The organism is Halapricum desulfuricans, from assembly GCF_017094525.1.
Taxonomy (GTDB): domain Archaea; phylum Halobacteriota; class Halobacteria; order Halobacteriales; family Haloarculaceae; genus Halapricum; species Halapricum desulfuricans.
In genome coordinates this window covers 1,521,294-1,538,941 of record NZ_CP064788.1, presented here as the reverse complement: position 1 = coordinate 1,538,941, position 17,648 = coordinate 1,521,294, and the positions used below count along the sequence as shown (strand labels likewise).

At 66.3% G+C, this 17,648-nt stretch carries 15 protein-coding genes; 11 read left to right on the top strand and 4 right to left on the bottom strand.

Features of this window, described 5'->3' with window-relative positions; all coding sequences use genetic code 11:
- The first annotated feature begins 133 nt into the window (after nucleotides 1–133).
- The 5 genes from mutL to HSR122_RS07920 all read left to right on the top strand — a co-directional run bounded on the left by mutL (nucleotide 134) and on the right by HSR122_RS07920 (nucleotide 5,474).
- Complete coding sequence (gene mutL / locus HSR122_RS07940) at nucleotides 134–2,188, top strand: DNA mismatch repair endonuclease MutL (RefSeq protein WP_229109047.1); 2,055 nt, start codon at nucleotides 134–136, stop codon at nucleotides 2,186–2,188.
- A gap of 79 nt (nucleotides 2,189–2,267) precedes the next feature.
- Nucleotides 2,268–2,726 (top strand): 30S ribosomal protein S19e, encoded by a 459-nt coding sequence (locus HSR122_RS07935; protein WP_229109046.1) that lies wholly within the window; start codon nucleotides 2,268–2,270, stop codon nucleotides 2,724–2,726.
- 123 nt (nucleotides 2,727–2,849) lie between these two features.
- Nucleotides 2,850–3,263 (top strand): DUF302 domain-containing protein, encoded by a 414-nt coding sequence (locus tag HSR122_RS07930; protein WP_229109045.1) that lies wholly within the window; start codon nucleotides 2,850–2,852, stop codon nucleotides 3,261–3,263.
- A gap of 74 nt (nucleotides 3,264–3,337) precedes the next feature.
- Entirely contained in the window at nucleotides 3,338–4,201 is an 864-nt protein-coding gene (locus tag HSR122_RS07925) for a hypothetical protein (RefSeq protein WP_229109044.1), read from the top strand.
- A gap of 55 nt (nucleotides 4,202–4,256) precedes the next feature.
- On the top strand, nucleotides 4,257–5,474 hold the full coding sequence (locus HSR122_RS07920; protein ID WP_394355519.1) for a DUF7126 family protein: 1,218 nt from the start codon (nucleotides 4,257–4,259) through the stop codon (nucleotides 5,472–5,474).
- 13 nt (nucleotides 5,475–5,487) lie between these two features.
- Here the strand turns inward: HSR122_RS07920 and HSR122_RS07915 are convergent, their stop codons facing one another.
- Together HSR122_RS07915 and HSR122_RS07910 are read right to left on the bottom strand one after the other, a co-directional pair.
- A complete protein-coding gene (locus HSR122_RS07915; RefSeq protein ID WP_229109042.1) occupies nucleotides 5,488–7,080 on the bottom strand; it encodes an HPP family protein in 1,593 nt (530 codons plus the stop codon).
- Between the two features lie 97 nt (nucleotides 7,081–7,177).
- Entirely contained in the window at nucleotides 7,178–7,918 is a 741-nt protein-coding gene (locus HSR122_RS07910; RefSeq protein WP_229109041.1) for a nucleoside phosphorylase, read from the bottom strand.
- Nucleotides 7,919–8,049: 131 nt separating this feature from the next.
- On the opposite strand from HSR122_RS07910, the gene HSR122_RS07905 reads away from it, so the two are divergent.
- Entirely contained in the window at nucleotides 8,050–9,045 is a 996-nt protein-coding gene (locus HSR122_RS07905) for an AEC family transporter (RefSeq protein WP_229109040.1), read from the top strand.
- Here HSR122_RS07905 and rpiA read toward each other — a convergent pair.
- Nucleotides 9,042–9,722, bottom strand: a complete 681-nt coding sequence (rpiA, locus tag HSR122_RS07900) for a ribose-5-phosphate isomerase RpiA (protein WP_229109039.1) — start codon at nucleotides 9,720–9,722, stop codon at nucleotides 9,042–9,044. The two genes, HSR122_RS07905 and rpiA, sit on opposite strands and share 4 nt — an antisense overlap.
- 146 nt (nucleotides 9,723–9,868) lie before the next feature.
- Between rpiA and HSR122_RS07895 the strand changes: the two genes are divergently transcribed.
- From HSR122_RS07895 to HSR122_RS07880, 4 genes are all read left to right on the top strand, one after another.
- Nucleotides 9,869–10,147 carry a DUF7518 family protein gene (locus tag HSR122_RS07895; protein ID WP_229109038.1) on the top strand — a complete coding sequence of 93 codons (279 nt, stop codon included), beginning with the start codon at nucleotides 9,869–9,871 and terminating at the stop codon, nucleotides 10,145–10,147.
- Between the two features lie 61 nt (nucleotides 10,148–10,208).
- The gene (gene smc / locus HSR122_RS07890; protein ID WP_229109037.1) at nucleotides 10,209–13,781 is read left to right on the top strand and encodes a chromosome segregation protein SMC; all 3,573 of its coding nucleotides are present in this window, start codon (nucleotides 10,209–10,211) and stop codon (nucleotides 13,779–13,781) included.
- Nucleotides 13,774–13,992, top strand: coding sequence for a hypothetical protein (locus tag HSR122_RS07885; protein ID WP_229109036.1), 219 nt, complete (start codon nucleotides 13,774–13,776; stop codon nucleotides 13,990–13,992). Before smc ends, HSR122_RS07885 begins: the two co-directional genes overlap by 8 nt.
- Nucleotides 13,989–14,897: a segregation and condensation protein A gene (locus HSR122_RS07880; protein WP_229109035.1), complete on the top strand. Its 909-nt coding sequence runs from the start codon at nucleotides 13,989–13,991 to the stop codon at nucleotides 14,895–14,897. Before HSR122_RS07885 ends, HSR122_RS07880 begins: the two co-directional genes overlap by 4 nt.
- Nucleotides 14,898–15,278: 381 nt before the next feature.
- On the opposite strand, the gene HSR122_RS07875 is transcribed toward HSR122_RS07880, so the two are convergent.
- Complete coding sequence (locus HSR122_RS07875) at nucleotides 15,279–16,154, bottom strand: cytochrome c oxidase subunit 3 (RefSeq protein WP_229109034.1); 876 nt, start codon at nucleotides 16,152–16,154, stop codon at nucleotides 15,279–15,281.
- A 107-nt stretch (nucleotides 16,155–16,261) separates the two neighbouring features.
- Here HSR122_RS07875 and HSR122_RS07870 point away from each other — a divergent pair, with 107 nt between their 5' ends.
- Nucleotides 16,262–17,647, top strand: coding sequence for a hypothetical protein (locus HSR122_RS07870; RefSeq protein WP_229109033.1), 1,386 nt, complete (start codon nucleotides 16,262–16,264; stop codon nucleotides 17,645–17,647).
- Nucleotide 17,648 lies beyond the last annotated feature (1 nt).

The window sequence follows — 17,648 nt, the reverse complement described above, 5'->3', positions numbered from 1 at the left end:
TTTCTCATCGTGGTTGCTGTACGCCTGTTCCGGGTCGACCGCACGACGACGTGCGGTCACATCGGTAAATCGTTACAGCAACCACGATCATAGCCGCCAATCTCAAGAGCGTCGCTTCCCAACGAGCCCACGAATGCCCCAGGAGATCCGGGAGCTCGATCCGACGACCGTCGAACGGATCGCCGCCGGCGAGGTCGTCGAGCGACCCGCCTCGGTCGTCAAGGAGCTGGTCGAGAACAGTCTCGACGCAGACGCTTCGCGGGTTCGCGTCGCCGTCGAGAGCGGCGGCACCGAGTCGATCCGCGTCAGCGACGACGGTATCGGGATGGACGAGCAGGCGCTGGAACGTGCGGTCAGACAGCACACGACCTCGAAGATCCGGGACATCGACGATCTCGAGGCTGGACTTGCGACGCTCGGGTTCCGCGGAGAGGCGCTCCACGCGATCGGCGCGGTCTCCCGGCTGACGATCACCTCCCGTCCGCGCGATGACAGTGCCGATCGCGGCGCGAAAATAACCGTCGAGGGCGGCGATGTCGGAACTGTCCAGCCGGCCGGGTGTCCGGTCGGGACGACCGTCGAGGTCGAAGACCTGTTCTACAACGTGCCCGCCCGCCGGAAGTACCTCGCCCAGGAGGCCACGGAGTTCGCACACGTCAACAGCGTCACGACCGCCTACGCGCTCGCCAACCCCGATGTCGCCGTGGCGCTGGAACACGGCGGTCGGGAGGTCTTTGCGACGACCGGACGCGGGGACCTCGAAGAGACAGTACTGGACGTCTACGGGCGCGAGGTCGCCGAGGCGATGATCGAGATCGACGGGGCGGCCGTCCCCGAGGGGCCGCTCGAGGACATCTCGGGGCTGGTCAGCCATCCCGAGACCAACCGCGCGAGCCGGGAGTACCTCTCGACGTACGTCAACGGGCGGTTCGTCACCGCTGACGCCGTCCGTGAAGCCGTGATCGAGGCCTACGGCGGCCAGATCGCGAGCGACCGGTACCCCTTTGCCGTCCTGTTCGTCGAGGTCGATCCCTCGCTGGTCGACGTCAACGTCCACCCCCGGAAAATGGAGGTCAGGTTCGCCGACGCCGAGGGCGTCCGCGAGCAGATCACGGCGGCCGTCGAAGCGGCGCTCCGTCGTGAGGGCGGGCTCCGGACGCGCGCGCCCCGCGGCCAGTCCGCCCCGGAACAGACCGAGATCGACCCCGGAAACCGGACCGAGGGCCGATCGGACCGGGCCGACGCAGCCGATTCGACGACGGCGGACGCGAACGGAGACGGCGAGCGATCAAGCGCCGTGCGCGACGGAGACCCGAGGGACGAGCGACCGACAGCAACGAGCGACGACGGCGTGTCCGAGTCCGTCGGGACGGCATCGACGGACCGAACGCCCGAACGGTCGGGACCGGCCGAACGATCGGAGTCGGAAGATCGGCCATTCGGACGACCGGAATCGCCCGATAAGCCATCCACGCAGTCGGAGACACCCGAGCAAAGGAGCGCGGAAACGCCGGACGCGGCACCGACGGTGATGGCGACCGAACAGCGGCGGTTCGGCGACGACGATCCTGCGATGCAGTCGTTCGATTCGCTGCCGTCGATGCGCGTGCTCGGACAGGTCGAGGACAGCTACGTGGTCGCGGAAACCGACGACGGACTGGTGTTGATTGACCAGCACGCGGCCGACGAGCGGATCAATTACGAGCGGCTCCGCGAGCAGTTCCTCGGGGAAACGACGACACAGGTGCTGGCCGACAGCGTCGAGATCGAACTCACGGCCCGGGAGTCGGCGCTGTTCGAGCAGTTCACCGAGGCGCTGTCTCGACTGGGGTTTCAGGCGGAGCGGATCGACGACCGGACGATCGAGGTACGGACGGTCCCGGCGCTGATCGCGGAGGCCGGCGGGCCGGAACTCGTCCGGGACGTCCTCTCGTCGTTCGTCGAGCGCGACGGCGACGCCGCCGGGACAGTCGAGGCGGTCGCCGACGAACTGCTGGCCGATCTGGCCTGCTATCCCTCGGTGACGGCCAACACCTCGCTGACCGACGGGTCGGTCGTCTCGCTGCTCGAGGCGCTCGCAGACTGTGAGAACCCCTACGCCTGCCCGCACGGTCGCCCGGTGTTGATCGAAATCGATACCGACGAGATCGAAGCCCGGTTCGAGCGGGACTATCCGGGTCACGGGTAGGTCTCGACCGCCGATCGACATCGGCAGTCACGGGCACGAGACGATGTGCTTAAATGACCGACCACAGTATGAACGCTCAATGACGACACTCTACGATGTCCCCGCGGAGGACCTCATCGAGGCCGCCGCGGACCGACTCGACGAGGACGACCTCGAGCAACCGGACTGGATCGAGTTCACGACTACGGGCGTCGACCGCGAACTGCCGCCCGAGCAGGACGACTTCTGGGCGCGTCGCGCCGCCAGCCTGCTCCGGAAGGTCGCCGTCGACGGCCCCGTCGGCGTCGGATCGCTCGCGACCGCCTACGGCAACACCAAGGGCGGCTCCAACCGCTATCAGGTCCGACCCCCGAGCCAGAGCGACGGTTCGCGCAAGATCATCCGCACCGCGCTCCAGCAGCTCGAAGACGCCGGCTACGTCGAGACGGAGGCCAACGACGGTCGCGTGGTCACCGCCGAGGGACGCCAGTTGCTCGATTCGATCGCAGAGGACGTGCTCGAGGAACTCGACCGGCCCGAACTCGAACGCTACGCCTGATCGGCGCTGCTTCTGCCCGTTCGATCTCCGTTTCCCGGCAGCCTCGCGGCAACGGTTCGTCGGTTCCCGGCAACGATTGACCTGCACGGAGGGTTGATGAGTGCTCAGCTCGTCTAGTGGACGATGGCACCCTATACCCACCAGTATCGAGTCGACGCACCGTTCGACGAAACGATCGAGATCGTGACTGACGCGCTCGCCGAAGAGGGGTTCGGAGTCCTCTCCGATATCGACATGCAGGCGGCATTCGAGGAGAAACTCGACAAAGAACACGTCCGGTATCGGATTCTCGGAGCGTGCAACCCGCCGCTCGCGTACGACGCGATCGACGTGGAGTTCGAGATCGGTGCCCTGTTGCCGTGTAACGTCGTCGTCTACGAGACGGACGGCGACGAGACCGGTGTCAGCGTCGTCGATCCGACGGCGGTGCTGACGATTACCGAAAACGAGGCAGTCGAACCAATCGCTGAAGAGGTGAGCAGCCTTGTCGAGGCCGCCTTCGCCGCCATCCCGAACGCCGAACCCGTATCGGCGTGATCGTGACATCAGAGAGAGGGCTCGGGCTGTGAAACCAAAGAAATAGATACGCACGCACCAACTACCGTCTATCGATGGCGGACCACGACTTCCTCGAATCGGACTGGGACTACGCGGTCGTGCTGGACGCGTGCCGGTACGATGTCTTCAGCGACGTCTACGAGGACTACCTCGAGGGCGACCTCGAAAAGCGAACGAGCATCGGCTCCTCAACCCCCGAATGGGCCTCGAAAACGTTCACCGACGTGCATGACCTCGCGTACTTCTCGGGGAACCCCTTCATCAACGATCTGGGGATCCCGCTCAACGAACTCAAGTGGGGAGCGAGCGCCGGCTACACGTGGACGGCCTCTGAGCACATCGCGAACATCTTCGACGTCTGGCAGTCCGGCTGGGACGACGACCTGGAGACGGTCCCGCCGGACAGCCTCAACGAAGCCTTCTTCGCCAATCGGGACGCCGTCGAGGCCGCCGACCGAACCGTGGTTCACTACATGCAACCCCACGCGCCGTACCTCTCGCGCGGCAAGGGCCAGAAACTCAAGCAGATCCAGAAGGGCATCAAACGACAGGGCGCACAGGACCACTCCGACGGTGACGGCGTCATCTCCTCGGCCGTCGGCGGGGTCCGCCGGACGGTCGAGGGCGCGCTCGACGGCGTCGAACTCGCCCAGAAGATGGGGCTGTGGCTGGAACTCGGTCCGCGCGCGGTCCTGCAGGACGGCACGCGCGGCGCGGCGATGAACCTCTACGAGGAGAACCTCCGGATCGCGCTGGAGTCGGTCGTCGAACTCGTCGAAGATCTGGACGGCACGGTCGTCGTGACCGCTGACCACGGCGAGGCCTTCGGCGAAGAAGGCGTCTGGGAACACCACGTCGAGACACACATCCCGGCGCTCGTCGAGGTCCCCTGGCTCGAAGTCGACGGCGTCCGGTAGCCGACCGTTCCCCGAAACCTGTAACTGTTATATCCGTCGCCGGACGAGCATGGGTATGATCCGGCATCCGGGAGCGCGAGCGACGGTCTGGCTCGTGACCGTCGTCGCGGTGCTCTCGTTCGCTGTCGGAGTCGTCAACATCGCGTCCCAGGAAGTGGCCCTACTGAGCGCATACGTCCCGAAGTCAATCCAGCGTCTCGCTGGGTTTACCGGCGCGATGACCGGCTTTCTCATGCTGACCAGTGCCTACGGGCTTCGGAAGCGACTCCGTGCAGCCTGGTACTCGACGCTGGTCTTGCTGCCGGTGACCGCACTGCAGGGACTGGTCCAACCCGGAACGATCCCGGTCCCGTTGATCGAGGTTCCGATCCCGGCTTCGACGCCGCTGGTCGTGCTCTCGGTGGTGTCGATTCCCCTGGTCTCGGCCGGGCGCAGCCAGTACACCGAGTCGTGGGAGCTGTCGACCAGTCAGCTGGCAGCACTGTCGGCACTGATCGGCGCTCAGATCTACGGCACCGTCGGGACCTATGCCCTGCGCGAGGAGTTTCCCGGCGTGAATACGGTGCTCGATGCGTTCTATTTCACGCTCGTAACGGCCTCGACGGTCGGCTACGGCGACTTCACGGCGACCAGTCAGATCGGGCGGCTGTTCAGCATGTCAGTGCTGGTCGTCGGCGTCGCCAGCTTCGGTGTCGCGGCGGGGACGCTACTGGGCCCGGCGATCGAGGCCAGATTCGCGGCCGCGCTCGGACAGATGTCGGAGGCACAACTCAGCATGCTCGAAGACCACATCATCGTCATGGGATATGGCGAACTGACCGAACCGATCCTCGAAGGACTCGACGAAGCGCGCACCGCCTTTATCGTCGTCACGCCGGACAGGGAGCGAGCCTCCTCGCTCCGGGATCGGGAGATCAACGTCCTGATCGGCGACCCGAGCGACGAACAGCCGCTGCACGACGCCGGGATCGAACGCGCGACCGGCGTCGTGGCGGCGACGAACAACGACGCCGAGGACGCGCTCGCCATCCTGACCGCGCGGGAGCTCAACCCCGATATCCGGATCGTCGCGGCGGCGACCGACCGCCAGAACATCGACAAACTCCGGCGAGCCGGCGCGGATGCCGTCATCAGCCCCGCAGTCATCGGCGGGCACTTGCTCGTCCAGTCGGCGCTCGGGCAGGCGGAGGTCGAATCCGTCGCCGATCGAATCCTGGGCACCTCCGGCGAAGAGGTCGAAGAGATCGCCCAAGACGAGACCGACGACGGGTAGTCGTCGACGGATCCTATCGCCCCCGGTCGAGAATCGCGACGTCGATGTCGAGTTCGCCGAGTCGCTCGTAGGTCGGCGGGGTGAGGAATCGAGAAGCGGCACTTCGGTCCCCGCTCGATCCGAGCACGACCAGATCGAACTGGGCGGCGTTCGCCTCGAGGAACGACACGACGTCGGCGCGAGCGACCCGCGTTTCGACGTTCCCGTCCGCGGTCCCGGCGAGGTTCGCGAGCATCTCCTCGGCGTCGCGGCGCTCGCGCTCGGCGTCGATACAGCGACACAGACTGACGTCGTCGCCGGTCAGTCGCGTCGCGAAGTCGATCATGGCGTGTGCGACGTCGCTGGCCCGTCGCACCAGCACCAGCACACGTGACCAGCGAGCCCGTTCGTCGGCAGACCGGTGGACGAGCACGTCGATATCGCTCTCGAATAGTTCGCGGACCGACGGTGCGAGATCCCCGTTGTCGGTCTCGTAGGACGCTACGATCAGGTCACAGCCGGTCTCGCGGGCCGTCCGGGAGATCGTCCGCGCGCGGGACCTGCTTCCGGCGGCGACGACGACCTCACAGGGGACGCCCACGTCTCTCTCGATGCGCTCGGCACGCGATTCGAGCGTGGCGGCCGACACGGCGACGGCACGATCGCGTGCGCGCTCTCGGATCGTGTCCGCGTCGTAGGCGTCCCAGTCCTGGCTGATGTCACCGGCATCGACCCCCTGACTGTGGTCCGGGGATTCGCGCTCGAAGTCGGCCCAGTTCTGGTGGACGTCGCCGGGCTGGACGCCGGTCGGGTCGGCCTGCGGGACAATGGCATCGATCCCCTCGTCGACGGGTTCTCCACGCCCCTCCAGCAGTGCCTGTTCCTGAGCGGCGATGTCCTCGTCGGCGACGACGTCACAGAGGACGACTTTCCCGGCGTCGTGGGCGGCCGCGAGTCGCGCACCCAGCATCGCGGTCGCGTCTTCGTGGGGGCCGCCCGTCGGGACTAGCACGTGATCGTCGCCGCGTGTCGACTCGTAGAGGATGTTCGCGCGCTGTTCGTAGACGTTGTCGCGCCAGAGCACGAACGCGGCGGCGACCAGCGCGCTTGACGCTGCGACGCTGAGGACGTAGGCGAACTGGTCCGCACCGGTGACGTGCACCAGAAGCGCCGTCGAGAACGCCGACGCCTCTTCGATGTCGAGCGCCCAGGTGACGACGCCCGTCAGGAACAGCCCCAGCGCGACGGCTGCCGGATCGGCCGCGAGCGCCTGTGGCCGGGGCTGATACCAGTAGCGCAACGCGAGTTCGAGCGCGATCCAGCCACAGAACGCGCCTGCCGTGAGTCCGCCGACGAACCGGCGCGGCGAGGCGGAGCGACTCTCGGGACTGGAAAAGAGCGTGTACGATCCCGACGCAAGCGGCGGGAAGAGCAGAAACGGCAGGAGGTCGATCGCGTTCGACAGCGCCGTCACGGATCCAAGCAACAGCGGCAGCGCGAGGAGCACCGAGAGGTGGATCAGATTGTGGGTCGTCTCGATCCACCGGCGAAACGCCCGAACCTTCTCGTGGATCAGCCTGGAGATCCGCCTCGGGAGCCCTCGCACGCTATCGACCGGGCCGAGCATGGTTTACCGTCCGATCCGCCTACAGGGACAAAAAATCCGCGGCCCCGTTCCGGTCACGAGCCTCCGCTTTGGCGGCAGGTCGACGACGAGGTCCGCGCTACAGTCCCGTCGCCGCCTCGAGCGCGATCTCGATCGCACGCTCGACGTTGTTCTTGGCCTTCTCGGGGAGCTCCTCCGATTCGGTTTCGCCCTTCTGGGCCCCCTCGACGAGGTTGCCATCGACAGTGCAGATCGCACCGGCAGCGAGCCCCTTCCGACGGGCGAGCGTGAACAGCGCGGCCGCTTCCATCTCGACGGCCAGCAGTCCGGCCGCCTCCCAGGCATCGACGTACTCGTCGGTCTCGGCGTAGAAGGCGTCGTCGGTCGCGATCGGACCGACGTGGACGGCCCCGCCCGCGGTCTCGTCTTCGATCCGTTCGGCCGCATCGACGAGTCCGGAGAGCACCTCGTAGTCGGGAACGGCCGGGACGGTCGCGGACTCGTAGCGTTTCGTCGTTCCCTCGTCTTTGGCCGCGCCCGTCGCAACGATCATATCGCCGATCTCGATGCCCGGCTGGAGCGCGCCGGTCGTCCCCACGCGGACGAGGGTTTCGACGCCGACAGCGGCCAGCTCTTCGGCGGCGATCGCGGCCGAAGGGCTTCCGATTCCGGTCGAACAGATCGTCAGCGGTCGCCCGTCGTAGGTGGCGTTGACGAGCTTGTACTCGCGGTTCTGTGCGACGAGTTCGACGTCCTCACAGCGGTCGGCGATACGGTCGACGCGGCCGGGATCGCCCGGCACGAGCGCCAGATCGTGAATGTCGCCCTCCTCGACGAGCAGGTGTGGCTGTTTGGCCATATCTCGCAGTGGGTGCTCGGAGGACAAAAATCGGGTCGATCCACGACGCACGTGCCGCGAGTCAAACCGCGACGTGCAAACCCCGGGAACGATCCACAACGCACAAGCACGCCCCGGCGCGACTTCCGTTCGTGTCGCCAGTCGATTCGGACCTGCTGTCGATCTTCGCGACCGCCATCGCGCCGATCATCGCCATCGCGGCGGTGGGGTACGCTCTCGGTCGAACGCAGGACGTCGATGCCGGGCCGCTGAACACGATCACTGTCTACGTGCTCGCGCCGGCGCTGGTCTTTCACAGCGTCGCGACCACGCCGCTCGGCGGGGAGACGTTGCTATGGCTGGCGATCGGCGTCACGGGCTTCACGCTGACGATGGCTACGCTCGCGGAGGGGATCGGCCGGATCGCCGGCGAGACCGAACCCCTGCTCGGGGCGTTCGTCCTGACGAGTTCGTTCGGCAACGCCGGCAACTACGGCATCCCGCTGTCGGATTTCGCCTTCGGCGCGGTCGGTCGCTCGACCGCCGTGCTGTATATCGTCGTCCAGAGCGTCCTGCTGTACACGCTCGGGGTCTATCTCGCCGCCCGCGGTCGCGACGAGAGCGCGCTGGCCGGCGTGCGACGGGTCTTCTCGATCCCGCTCGTCTACGCCGTCGCCGTCGGGCTGGTCGCGGGGCCGCTGGGGCTGTTGCCGCCCGCCGAGAGCGCGACCATGGAGACGGTCGGGATGGTCGGCAACGCTTCGATCCCCGTGATGTTGCTGTTGCTCGGGGTCCAGCTGTCGAACGCCGATCTCGGGGCCGCGCTGGGGAGCGTCGTCCGCGCGAACGCCCTGAAGATGGCGCTCGCGCCGGCCGTCGCCGTCGGCGTCGCGTTGCTCTCGCTGGCGGCCTTTGCCCGACTCGGACTGGAAGGGCCGCAGGCGACCGTCGCCCGCGTGTTCGTCCTCGAGTGTGCGACGCCGGCGGCCGTGACACCGCTGATCCTCGTGGGCGAGTTCTCCGGCGGCTCGGTCGAGGGCGTCACTCCCGAGTCGTACGTCTCGACGGTCGTGTTCACCTCGACGCTCGTCTCGATCCCGACGCTGACCGCGCTGATCGCGATCCTGCAGACCGGTTTCGTTCTCTAGAGGCGGGTCACGCGAACGCCGTCGGCCGTCCCGCAGTGGATCTCGTCGGCCAGGTCGACGAACAGGCCGTGTTCGAGTACGCCCGGTAGCGCCGAGAGGTCGCTCGCCAGCGTCGCCGGGTCTCCGATCTCGCCGAAGTCACAGTCCAGCACGAGGTTGCCGTTGTCGGTGACGACCGGGCCGTCCTTGCGCTCGGCCGCCCGCAGTTGCGGGTCGCCACCGAGGTCGGCCACCGCGTCGGCGACGGTCCGGCGAGCGTCCGGGAGCACCTCGACCGGCACCGGGTGATCGAGAACGTCCGCCTCCTTCGTCGGGTCGACGACCACGAGCAGCCGGTCGGCGGCGGCGTCGACGAGTTTCTCCCGGGCGTGTGCCGCACCGCCGCCCTTGATCAGCGTCCCGCCGGCGACCTGATCGGCACCGTCGATCGCTACCTCGGGCCTCGCGTCGTCAAGCGTCGTCAGCGGGATCCCGATCTCGCGGGCCAATTGTCGGGACTGGTAGGAGGTCGGGATCCCCTCGATGTCCAGCCCGGCGTCGACGCGTCTCCCGAGTTCGCGGATCGCGTAGGCAGTCGTGCTTCCCGTTCCGAGACCGACGACGATGCCGTCGGAGACGGTGTCGGCCGCCGACTCGCCCGCGGCGCGCTTCTGCTCGTCCGTACCCCCTCGTTTCATACTCGAAGGAGCGACCCGGATCCGGAAAAGCGTTCGCGTCCGCGGCTACCGAGTCGTCCCCTTTCGCGTCCACGACCGCCGATCGTATCAGTTACTATGTGAATGTCTGACGTAAGTTTATGCGGACGGGGGCGCGTGGTAGGGATATGTGCGGCAATCGCGTCGAAGAGCTCGAAGAGCAGGTCAATCAACTGCAGGCGACCGTCGACGGACTGACCGACGAACTGGTCGAGTGCAAGGTTCGCATCCGCGAACTCGAGAACGCCGTCGATGCAGACATGGGATTCAGCCCGGCCTCGTCGGAGACTGACCCGGAGACAGAACCACCATCGGCCGAAGAACCTAACACCGAGGAAGCCGACCCAACGGACGAACACGACGAGGAACCGGAGACGGACGGCGATTCGGACATCATCATCGCATGAGACCGACTCCGGCATGACGCCACCGGGTGCCCAACCGGCGTCTGCGGAGCATTGACACCCTATGCACATCAAAGAGCTCGTACTCGACAACTTCAAGAGCTTCGGTCGGAAGACGAAAATCCCCTTCTACGAGGACTTTACCACCATCAGCGGCCCGAACGGCTCGGGCAAGTCGAACATCATCGACGCCGTGCTGTTCGCACTCGGGCTGGCCCGCACCTCGGGCATCCGTGCCGAGAAGCTGACCGACCTCATCTACAACCCCGGCCATCAGGACGGCAGCGCCGAGACGGCCGGCGAGCGGGAGGCCAGCGTCGAGGTCGTGCTCGACAACACTGATCGAGCGCTGGAGCGCTCGCAGGTCGTCAACGCCGCCGGCACCGACAAGATCGGCGAGGTCGGGGAAATCACGATCAAGCGCCGCGTCAAGGAGACCGACGACAACTACTACTCCTACTATTACATCAACGGTCGGTCGGTCAACCTCTCTGACATCCGGGACCTGCTCGCGCAGGCGGGCGTCACGCCCGAGGGGTACAACGTCGTCATGCAGGGCGACGTGACCGAGATCATCAACATGACGCCTCACGCCCGCCGGCAGATCATCGACGAGATCGCGGGCGTCGCCGAGTTCGACGAAAAGAAAGAGGACGCCTTCGAGGAACTGGACGTCGTCGAAGACCGCATCGAGGAGGCCGACCTCCGGATCGAGGAGAAACAGGACCGGCTCGATCAGCTCGAGGACGAACGCGAGACCGCCCTCGAATATCAGGACCTGCGCGAGCAGAAAGAAGAATACGAGGGTTACCGGAAGGCCGCCGAACTGGAGGACAAACGCGAGGAGGTGAACGACGTCCGCGAGGAGATCGCTGACAGGGACGACGAACTCGCCGAACTGCAGGCCGAACTGGACGAACGGGAAGGGAAGGTCGTCCGGCTGGAGGACGAACTGGCCGAACTCAACCGCGAGATCGAACGCAAGGGCGAGGACGAACAGCTCCAGCTCAAACGGGAGATCGAAGAGGTCAAAGGCGAGATCTCCCGGCTGGAAGACAAGGTCGCCACTGCCGAAGAGAAACTCGAAGACGCCGAGAACGAGCGCAGGCAGGCCTTCGTCGAGATCGATCGCAAGCAGGAGACGATCGACGATCTGGAGGGCGAGATCCGCGAGATCAAAGTCGAGAAGTCCTCGCTGATGGCCGAGATCCAGGAGAAAGAGGCCGAACTGGAGTCGGTCGAGGCCGAGATCGAGCAACTGGGCGAGGAGTTCGAGGACGTCCGCGAGGAGCTGGAATCGCGCAAGGAGGATCTCGCGGACGCCAGATCCGAGCGCAGCGAACTCCAGCACGAGCAGGACCGACTGCTCGACGAAGCGCGGCGGCGGTCGAACGACCAGCGCCAAAAAGAGGAGGCGATCGAGGAGGCCGAGGCTCGCATCCCCGAGATCGAGGCCGAGCTCGAGGACCTGCGTGCGGAACTTGACAAGGCCGAGCAGAACCGCGAGACGATCGCCGAAGTCGTCGCCGATCTCACCGAGGAGAAGCGCGAACTGCAATCGGACCTCGAGACCATCGAGGACGAGATCAGCGCCAAACAGCAGGAGTACGCCCAGCTAGAGGCGAAAGCCGACGACAGCGGTGACACCTCCTACGGGCGGGCGGTGACGACGGTTCTCAACGCCGGCATGGACGGCGTCCACGGGACGGTCGCACAGCTCGGCAGCGTCGGCGGCCAGTACGCGACGGCCTGCGAGACAGCCGCGGGCGGGCGGATGGCACACGTCGTGGTCGAGGACGACGGGGTCGGCCAGCAGTGCATCGAGTACCTCAAGTCCCGCAACGCCGGGCGGGCGACCTTCCTGCCGATCACGGAGATGCAACACCGCTCGCTCCCGGCGGAGCCGGACCTCCCGGGCGTGGTCGATTTCGCCTACAATCTCGTCGAGTTCGACAGCGAGTACGCACCGGTCTTCTCGTACGTGCTGGGCGACACGCTGGTCGTCGAGGACATGGAAACGGCTCGCGATCTGATGGGCGAGTTCCGGCTGGTGACGCTTGACGGTGATCTGGTCGAGAAAAGCGGCGCGATGACCGGTGGTTCGAAGAGCGGCTCTCGCTATTCGTTCGCGGGCAGCGAAGGCAAACTCGAACGGGTCGCCCAGCGGATCAACGAACTCGAGGACCAGCGCCAGGACGTCCGGGACGACATCCGGGACGTCGAGGACCGGCTGGAAGACGCCCGCGACCGCAAGTCCGACGCGGCCGAGCAGGTCCGGGACATCGAAACCGAGATCGAGAAGCGCGAGGCCGAGCGCGAGGAGGTCCGCGAGGAGATCGCCGATCTCGAGGCCGACCTCGAAGCGATCGAGGACGAACGCGAGGAGGTTTCCGAGCGGATGGACGAGATCGAGGCCGACATCGAGGCGAAGGAAGCCGAGATCGAGGAGATCGAAGACGAAATCGCCGATCTCGAAGCCGAGATCGAGGACTCGGAGCTGCCCGAGCTGACCGACGAGGCCGAGGCGATCGAAGCCGAGATCGACGAACTGCAGGACCGGGTCGACGACCTCGACGCGGACCTGAACGAGAAACAGCTGGAGAAAGAGTACGCCGAGGACGCCATCGACGAGCTCCACGAGAAGATCGAGACTGCCCAGAACCGCAAGGCAGACCGCCAGAAGGAGATCGCCGAACTCGAGAGCGAGATCGAGAAGCAAGCGGACCTGCTCGAAGGGAAAGAAACCGCAGTTGAGGACCTCGAAGACGAACTGGCCGACCTCAAGGCCGAGCGCGAGGATCTCCGGGCGGAACTGAGCGACGCCAAGGAGGCGCGCGACGAGCAAAAGGCGGCCGTCGACAGCGTCCAGAGCGAGATCGATGCACTCGAGGAGACCGAACAGCGCCTCGACTGGGAGATCGACGAACTCGAGAGCGAGGTCGGCGACTACGATCCCGAGGAGATCCCCGATCATCACACGGTCGAATCGCGGATCGGCCGCCTGGAGAGCGAGATGGAGAAACTGGAGCCGGTCAACATGCTCGCGATCGAGGAGTACGACGACGTCCAGTCCGACCTCGAAGACCTAGAGGCGAAGCGTGCCACGCTCCAGGAGGAGGCAGACGGGATCCGCGACCGGATCGAGACCTACGAGGCCCGCAAGAAGGAGACGTTCATGGACGCCTTCGAGTCGATCAACGACCACTTCGAGTCGATCTTCGAGCGGCTCTCGAACGGGACGGGCCACCTCTATCTCGAAAACGAGGACGATCCGTTCGACGGCGGGCTGACGATGAAGGCCCAGCCCGGCGACAAGCCGATCCAGCGGCTCAACGCCATGAGCGGCGGCGAGAAGTCGCTGACTGCGCTCGCGTTCATCTTCGCGATCCAGCGCCACAACCCGGCCCCGTTCTACGCGCTCGACGAGATCGACGCGTTCCTCGACGCGGCGAACGCCGAGCGCGTCGGCGAGATGGTCGACGAACTCGCCGGCGACGCCCAGTTCGTCGTCGTCTCCCATCGCTCGGCACTGCTCGAACGTTCCGAGCGGGCGATCGGCGTCACCATGCAACAGGACAACGTCTCGGCGGTCACCGGGATCGACCTGAGTGCTGGAGGTGTTCCTGCCGATGACTAGGGAGACGCGAACGGCAGTGAGCGTCTCCGACAGTCGAGCGGGGAACGGAGTGACCCGCGAGACTAGCGAGGATCTGAACGAAGTGAAGATCCTCGAACGCGAGCGGGGAGAGAATCGACCCGCGAGCGGATCGACCCGCGAGCAGGGAGACGCGAACGGCAGTGAGCGTCTCCGACAGTCGAGCGTCTCGAACGTCGGAGGTGAGTCATGACTAGCGAGGAGATTCCACTGGACATCGCGGGCCACGAGACACGGGACGACGAGCGGAGTCTGCCCGACGGCGGCACGAGCGTCGTCGCAGGTGGCGAACCGGACAGCGGCGGGCCAGCCGGCCCGGACGCCGCTGATAGCGACATCGAACCGGTCGAGGTGCTGGTCCAGCTGGCCGAGGACGGCGAGATCGATCCCTGGGACATCGACGTCGTCCGGGTGACCGACAAGTTCCTCGACGCGCTCGAGTCGGCCGACCTGCGGACCTCGGGCCGGGCGCTGTTCTACGCGAGCGTCCTCGTGCGCATGAAAAGCGACGCCCTGCTGGACGGCGACGACGGCCGAGAGGAACCGGACGACGACGAACCCTGGGTCGAGCCGCTGGGCGAGGAGGAACTGGGCGTCGATCCCTTCGACCAGCTCGACGCGGAGATCGACCGCCGGCTCGAACGCAAGCGCGCTCGCGGGATGCCCCGGACGCTGGACGAACTCGTCCACGAACTGCGCGACGCCGAACGCGACTCTTGGTGGAAAGAGTCCCGCGAGTACGACACCAGCGACTCGCCGCAGGGCTACCAGCGCGGGACCCAGCAACTCGACTACCGGAGCGCCGACGACCTCCGCATGGACGAGGAGCCGACGGCGGCCGAAGTGACGGGAACGGCCCACGCCGAAAACATCGACGAAATAATCGACAGCGTCGAACAGGCGCTCGCCGAGCAGTACGAGGCCGGTCGGTCGGAGGTGCTCTATCGCGAGATCAGCGACGTCGGGGGCTCCCGCGTCGAGACGTTTCTGGGACTGCTCTTTCTGTCCCATCGGGGCGAAGTCCTGCTCTCGCAGGACGACCTCTTCGGCGATCTCTGGATCGAGAACTCGGGGATCAGCGATGCCGCAGCGGACTGATAGTGTCTGTCCGTTCCGGGTTGACCGCACGCCATCGTGCAGTCACACCGGCAAATCGGTACCGTATCGACTGCCCTATATCGTATCATCGTCGCGATAACACCCCGTGCGAGGCTCACGATGAATCAGTCGAGAGAGAACCGGGATAGTGCGCCAGGAAGCTGGCGCGGGGCCACAGCCGACCGCGGATCGTCGTTTTCCGTCGGTGCCACCCCCAAACAGCCCCCCCAGGTGGGTCGACGGCCTGTCTCCCCCGGTGCGGTCGGTGATCCTTTCCCCCGCGTGCGACACTATCCCTCGCCTCGATACCACACCAGAATCCTATAAAATAGTTTTGGTACCGATCAGAGATACCCTTCAGATAACCCGGACCTCGACTGATCAGAGTTCAGCACCGACGTACAGCGAGACGACGAGGAAGACCCACACCAGGTCGACGAAGTGCCAGTACATCGAGACGGTGCTGACGGACGTGTGGCGGTCCTGGGTGTATTGGCCCATGAGGCTACGGACGAAGACGATCCCGAGCAGGAGCGCGCCCAGCGAGACGTGCGCCCCGTGGAGTCCAGTCAGCCCGTAGAACGCGCTGTTGAAGGCCCCGCCCTGAACCGTGAAGCCCTTGTGAACGATGAACTCATAGTACTCGTAAGCCTGGCCGCCGATGAAGATCAGTCCGAGCAGGAGCGTGAGCCCGAGCAGGCGGACGTACCGCCGGCGGTTGCCGTTCCGTAGCGCGACGTGGGCGAAGTGCAGTGTCACGCTACTCGCCAGCAGGATGGCAGTGTTGATCAACACCAGGCTGCCGAGCAACTCGGGGAACGCGTCCGTGCTCCAGGCGCCGGACCGGATGAAGAAGTAGTAGACGAAACCGGCGCCGAACGTCGCGATCTCCGAGCCGAGAAACAGCACCATCCCGAACCGGAGCGAACTGCTGCTTCGCTGTTCGGTACCGTGTTCCCAATAGGTAGCCACGAACGCGTGATATAGCCAGCCGTAGATCCCGCCGAGCAACAGCAGGACGCTCGTCGAGAGGACGCCACCGGCGGCGACCCGTAGCGTGACCGCCGTCCCGCCGACCGTCGTCAGCGTCGGGTTCGAACTGCTGCTCCAGATGACAAGCGCTACGCCGACGTAGACCAACGCTCCGCCGACGGCCGTGACGAAGGGCCACCAGCTCGCCTCGCCGAATCCGCGGGGCCAGTCCTCGACTGCGGGGAGGTGGTGTCCTCCGTGGTCCTCGGAATCTGCGGTGCTCATACCCACCCGTAGCGGGCCGGATATTAAAACCTCCCTGAATACGGGGGTGTTTGCTCATATTCCGGTCCGGAAGCTATTCACCAGCGGGGCACCCAACCGTGAGGCATATGGGTCGCCGTCGGTGTCACCGTCGATACGGTCGAGTCGCCGGCCTGCTCGGGCTGGCCGTCGTTGCGACCGGATCGGTCGCGGCACACGGCGCGGCGCTCGGAGGTGGCGGCCGCGAGGCCGTCGCCGTCCCGACGTGGCTGTTTCTGGTGACCGGTGGCGCGGCGATCGGCGCGTCGTTTCTGCTCGCCTCGCTGGTCACCGACCGCGCGCTCATTGCCGCGGTCCACGAGTGGCGACGACGGGCTCCGGTCCCCGGTGCATCGCGACTGGGATCGGTCCTGTCCCTCGTCGGCGTCGTCGGGTTGCTCTGGGTGTTCGTCGTCGGCGTCGTCGGCCCGCAACGCGGCGCTTCGAACGCGGCGGTCCTGCTGGTGTGGGTCGGCTGGTGGGCCGGGTTCACGATGTCGACGTATCTCGTTGGCTCCGTCTGGCCCGCCCTCAATCCCTGGCGGACAGTCGCGGACTCGCTCTCGTCGCTAGACCGGCTCTACCCGGACCGACTCGGCGCGTGGCCGAGCGTCGTCGGCCTGCTCGCGCTGATCTGGATCGAGGTCGTCAGCCCGGTCGCCGGCGACCCGCGGACGCTCGCGGCCGTCGTCGCCGGATACACGGCCGTCACTCTGTCGGGCGCGATCGCTTACGGCCCGGACAGGTGGTTCGAGACGGTCGATCCGATCGCCCGCGTCTTCCGGTACTACGGACGACTCGCGCCGCTGGCTCGCGAGGGCGGTTCGATCAGGCTCCGGCTGCCCGGGACCGCGCTCGCGGAGACGCGGCTGGTCGACGGGTTCGACGAGGTCGGGTTCGTGATCGCGCTGGTGTGGGCGACGACCTACGACGGGTTCGTCGCGACGCCGGCCTGGGAGTCGGCCGTGGCCCCGATCGTCGAGGCCGGCGTCCCGCCGCTCGTGCTGTATCTCGTCGTACTGGTGGCCGGGTATCTGCTGTTCGTCGGTGTCTACCTGCTCGGGACGCGCTACAGCCGACAGCTCGCCGGGACCTACCTCTCGACGGCGACGCTCGCCCGCCGGTTCGCCCCGCCGCTGCTCGCGATCGCCGCCGGGTATCACCTCGCACACTACCTCGAGTACTTCCTGTCGCTGGCCCCGTCACTGATCGCGACCGCGGCGACGCCGCTGGCGCTTCGCGAGACTGTTCCGGTGCTCGCCCTGCCCGGGTGGTTCGACGCCGTCGCGCTGGCGAGCGTGTTGCTCGGACACGTCCTGGCTATCTGGACCGCCCACGCGGTCGCGTTCGACAGCTTCCCCGGACGGCTGCAGGCGATCCGCAGCCAGTACCCCTACACTGTCGTGATGGTCCTCTATACGATCTCGAGCCTGTTCATCGTCTCGCAACCGACTATCGAACCACCGTTCCTCTGAT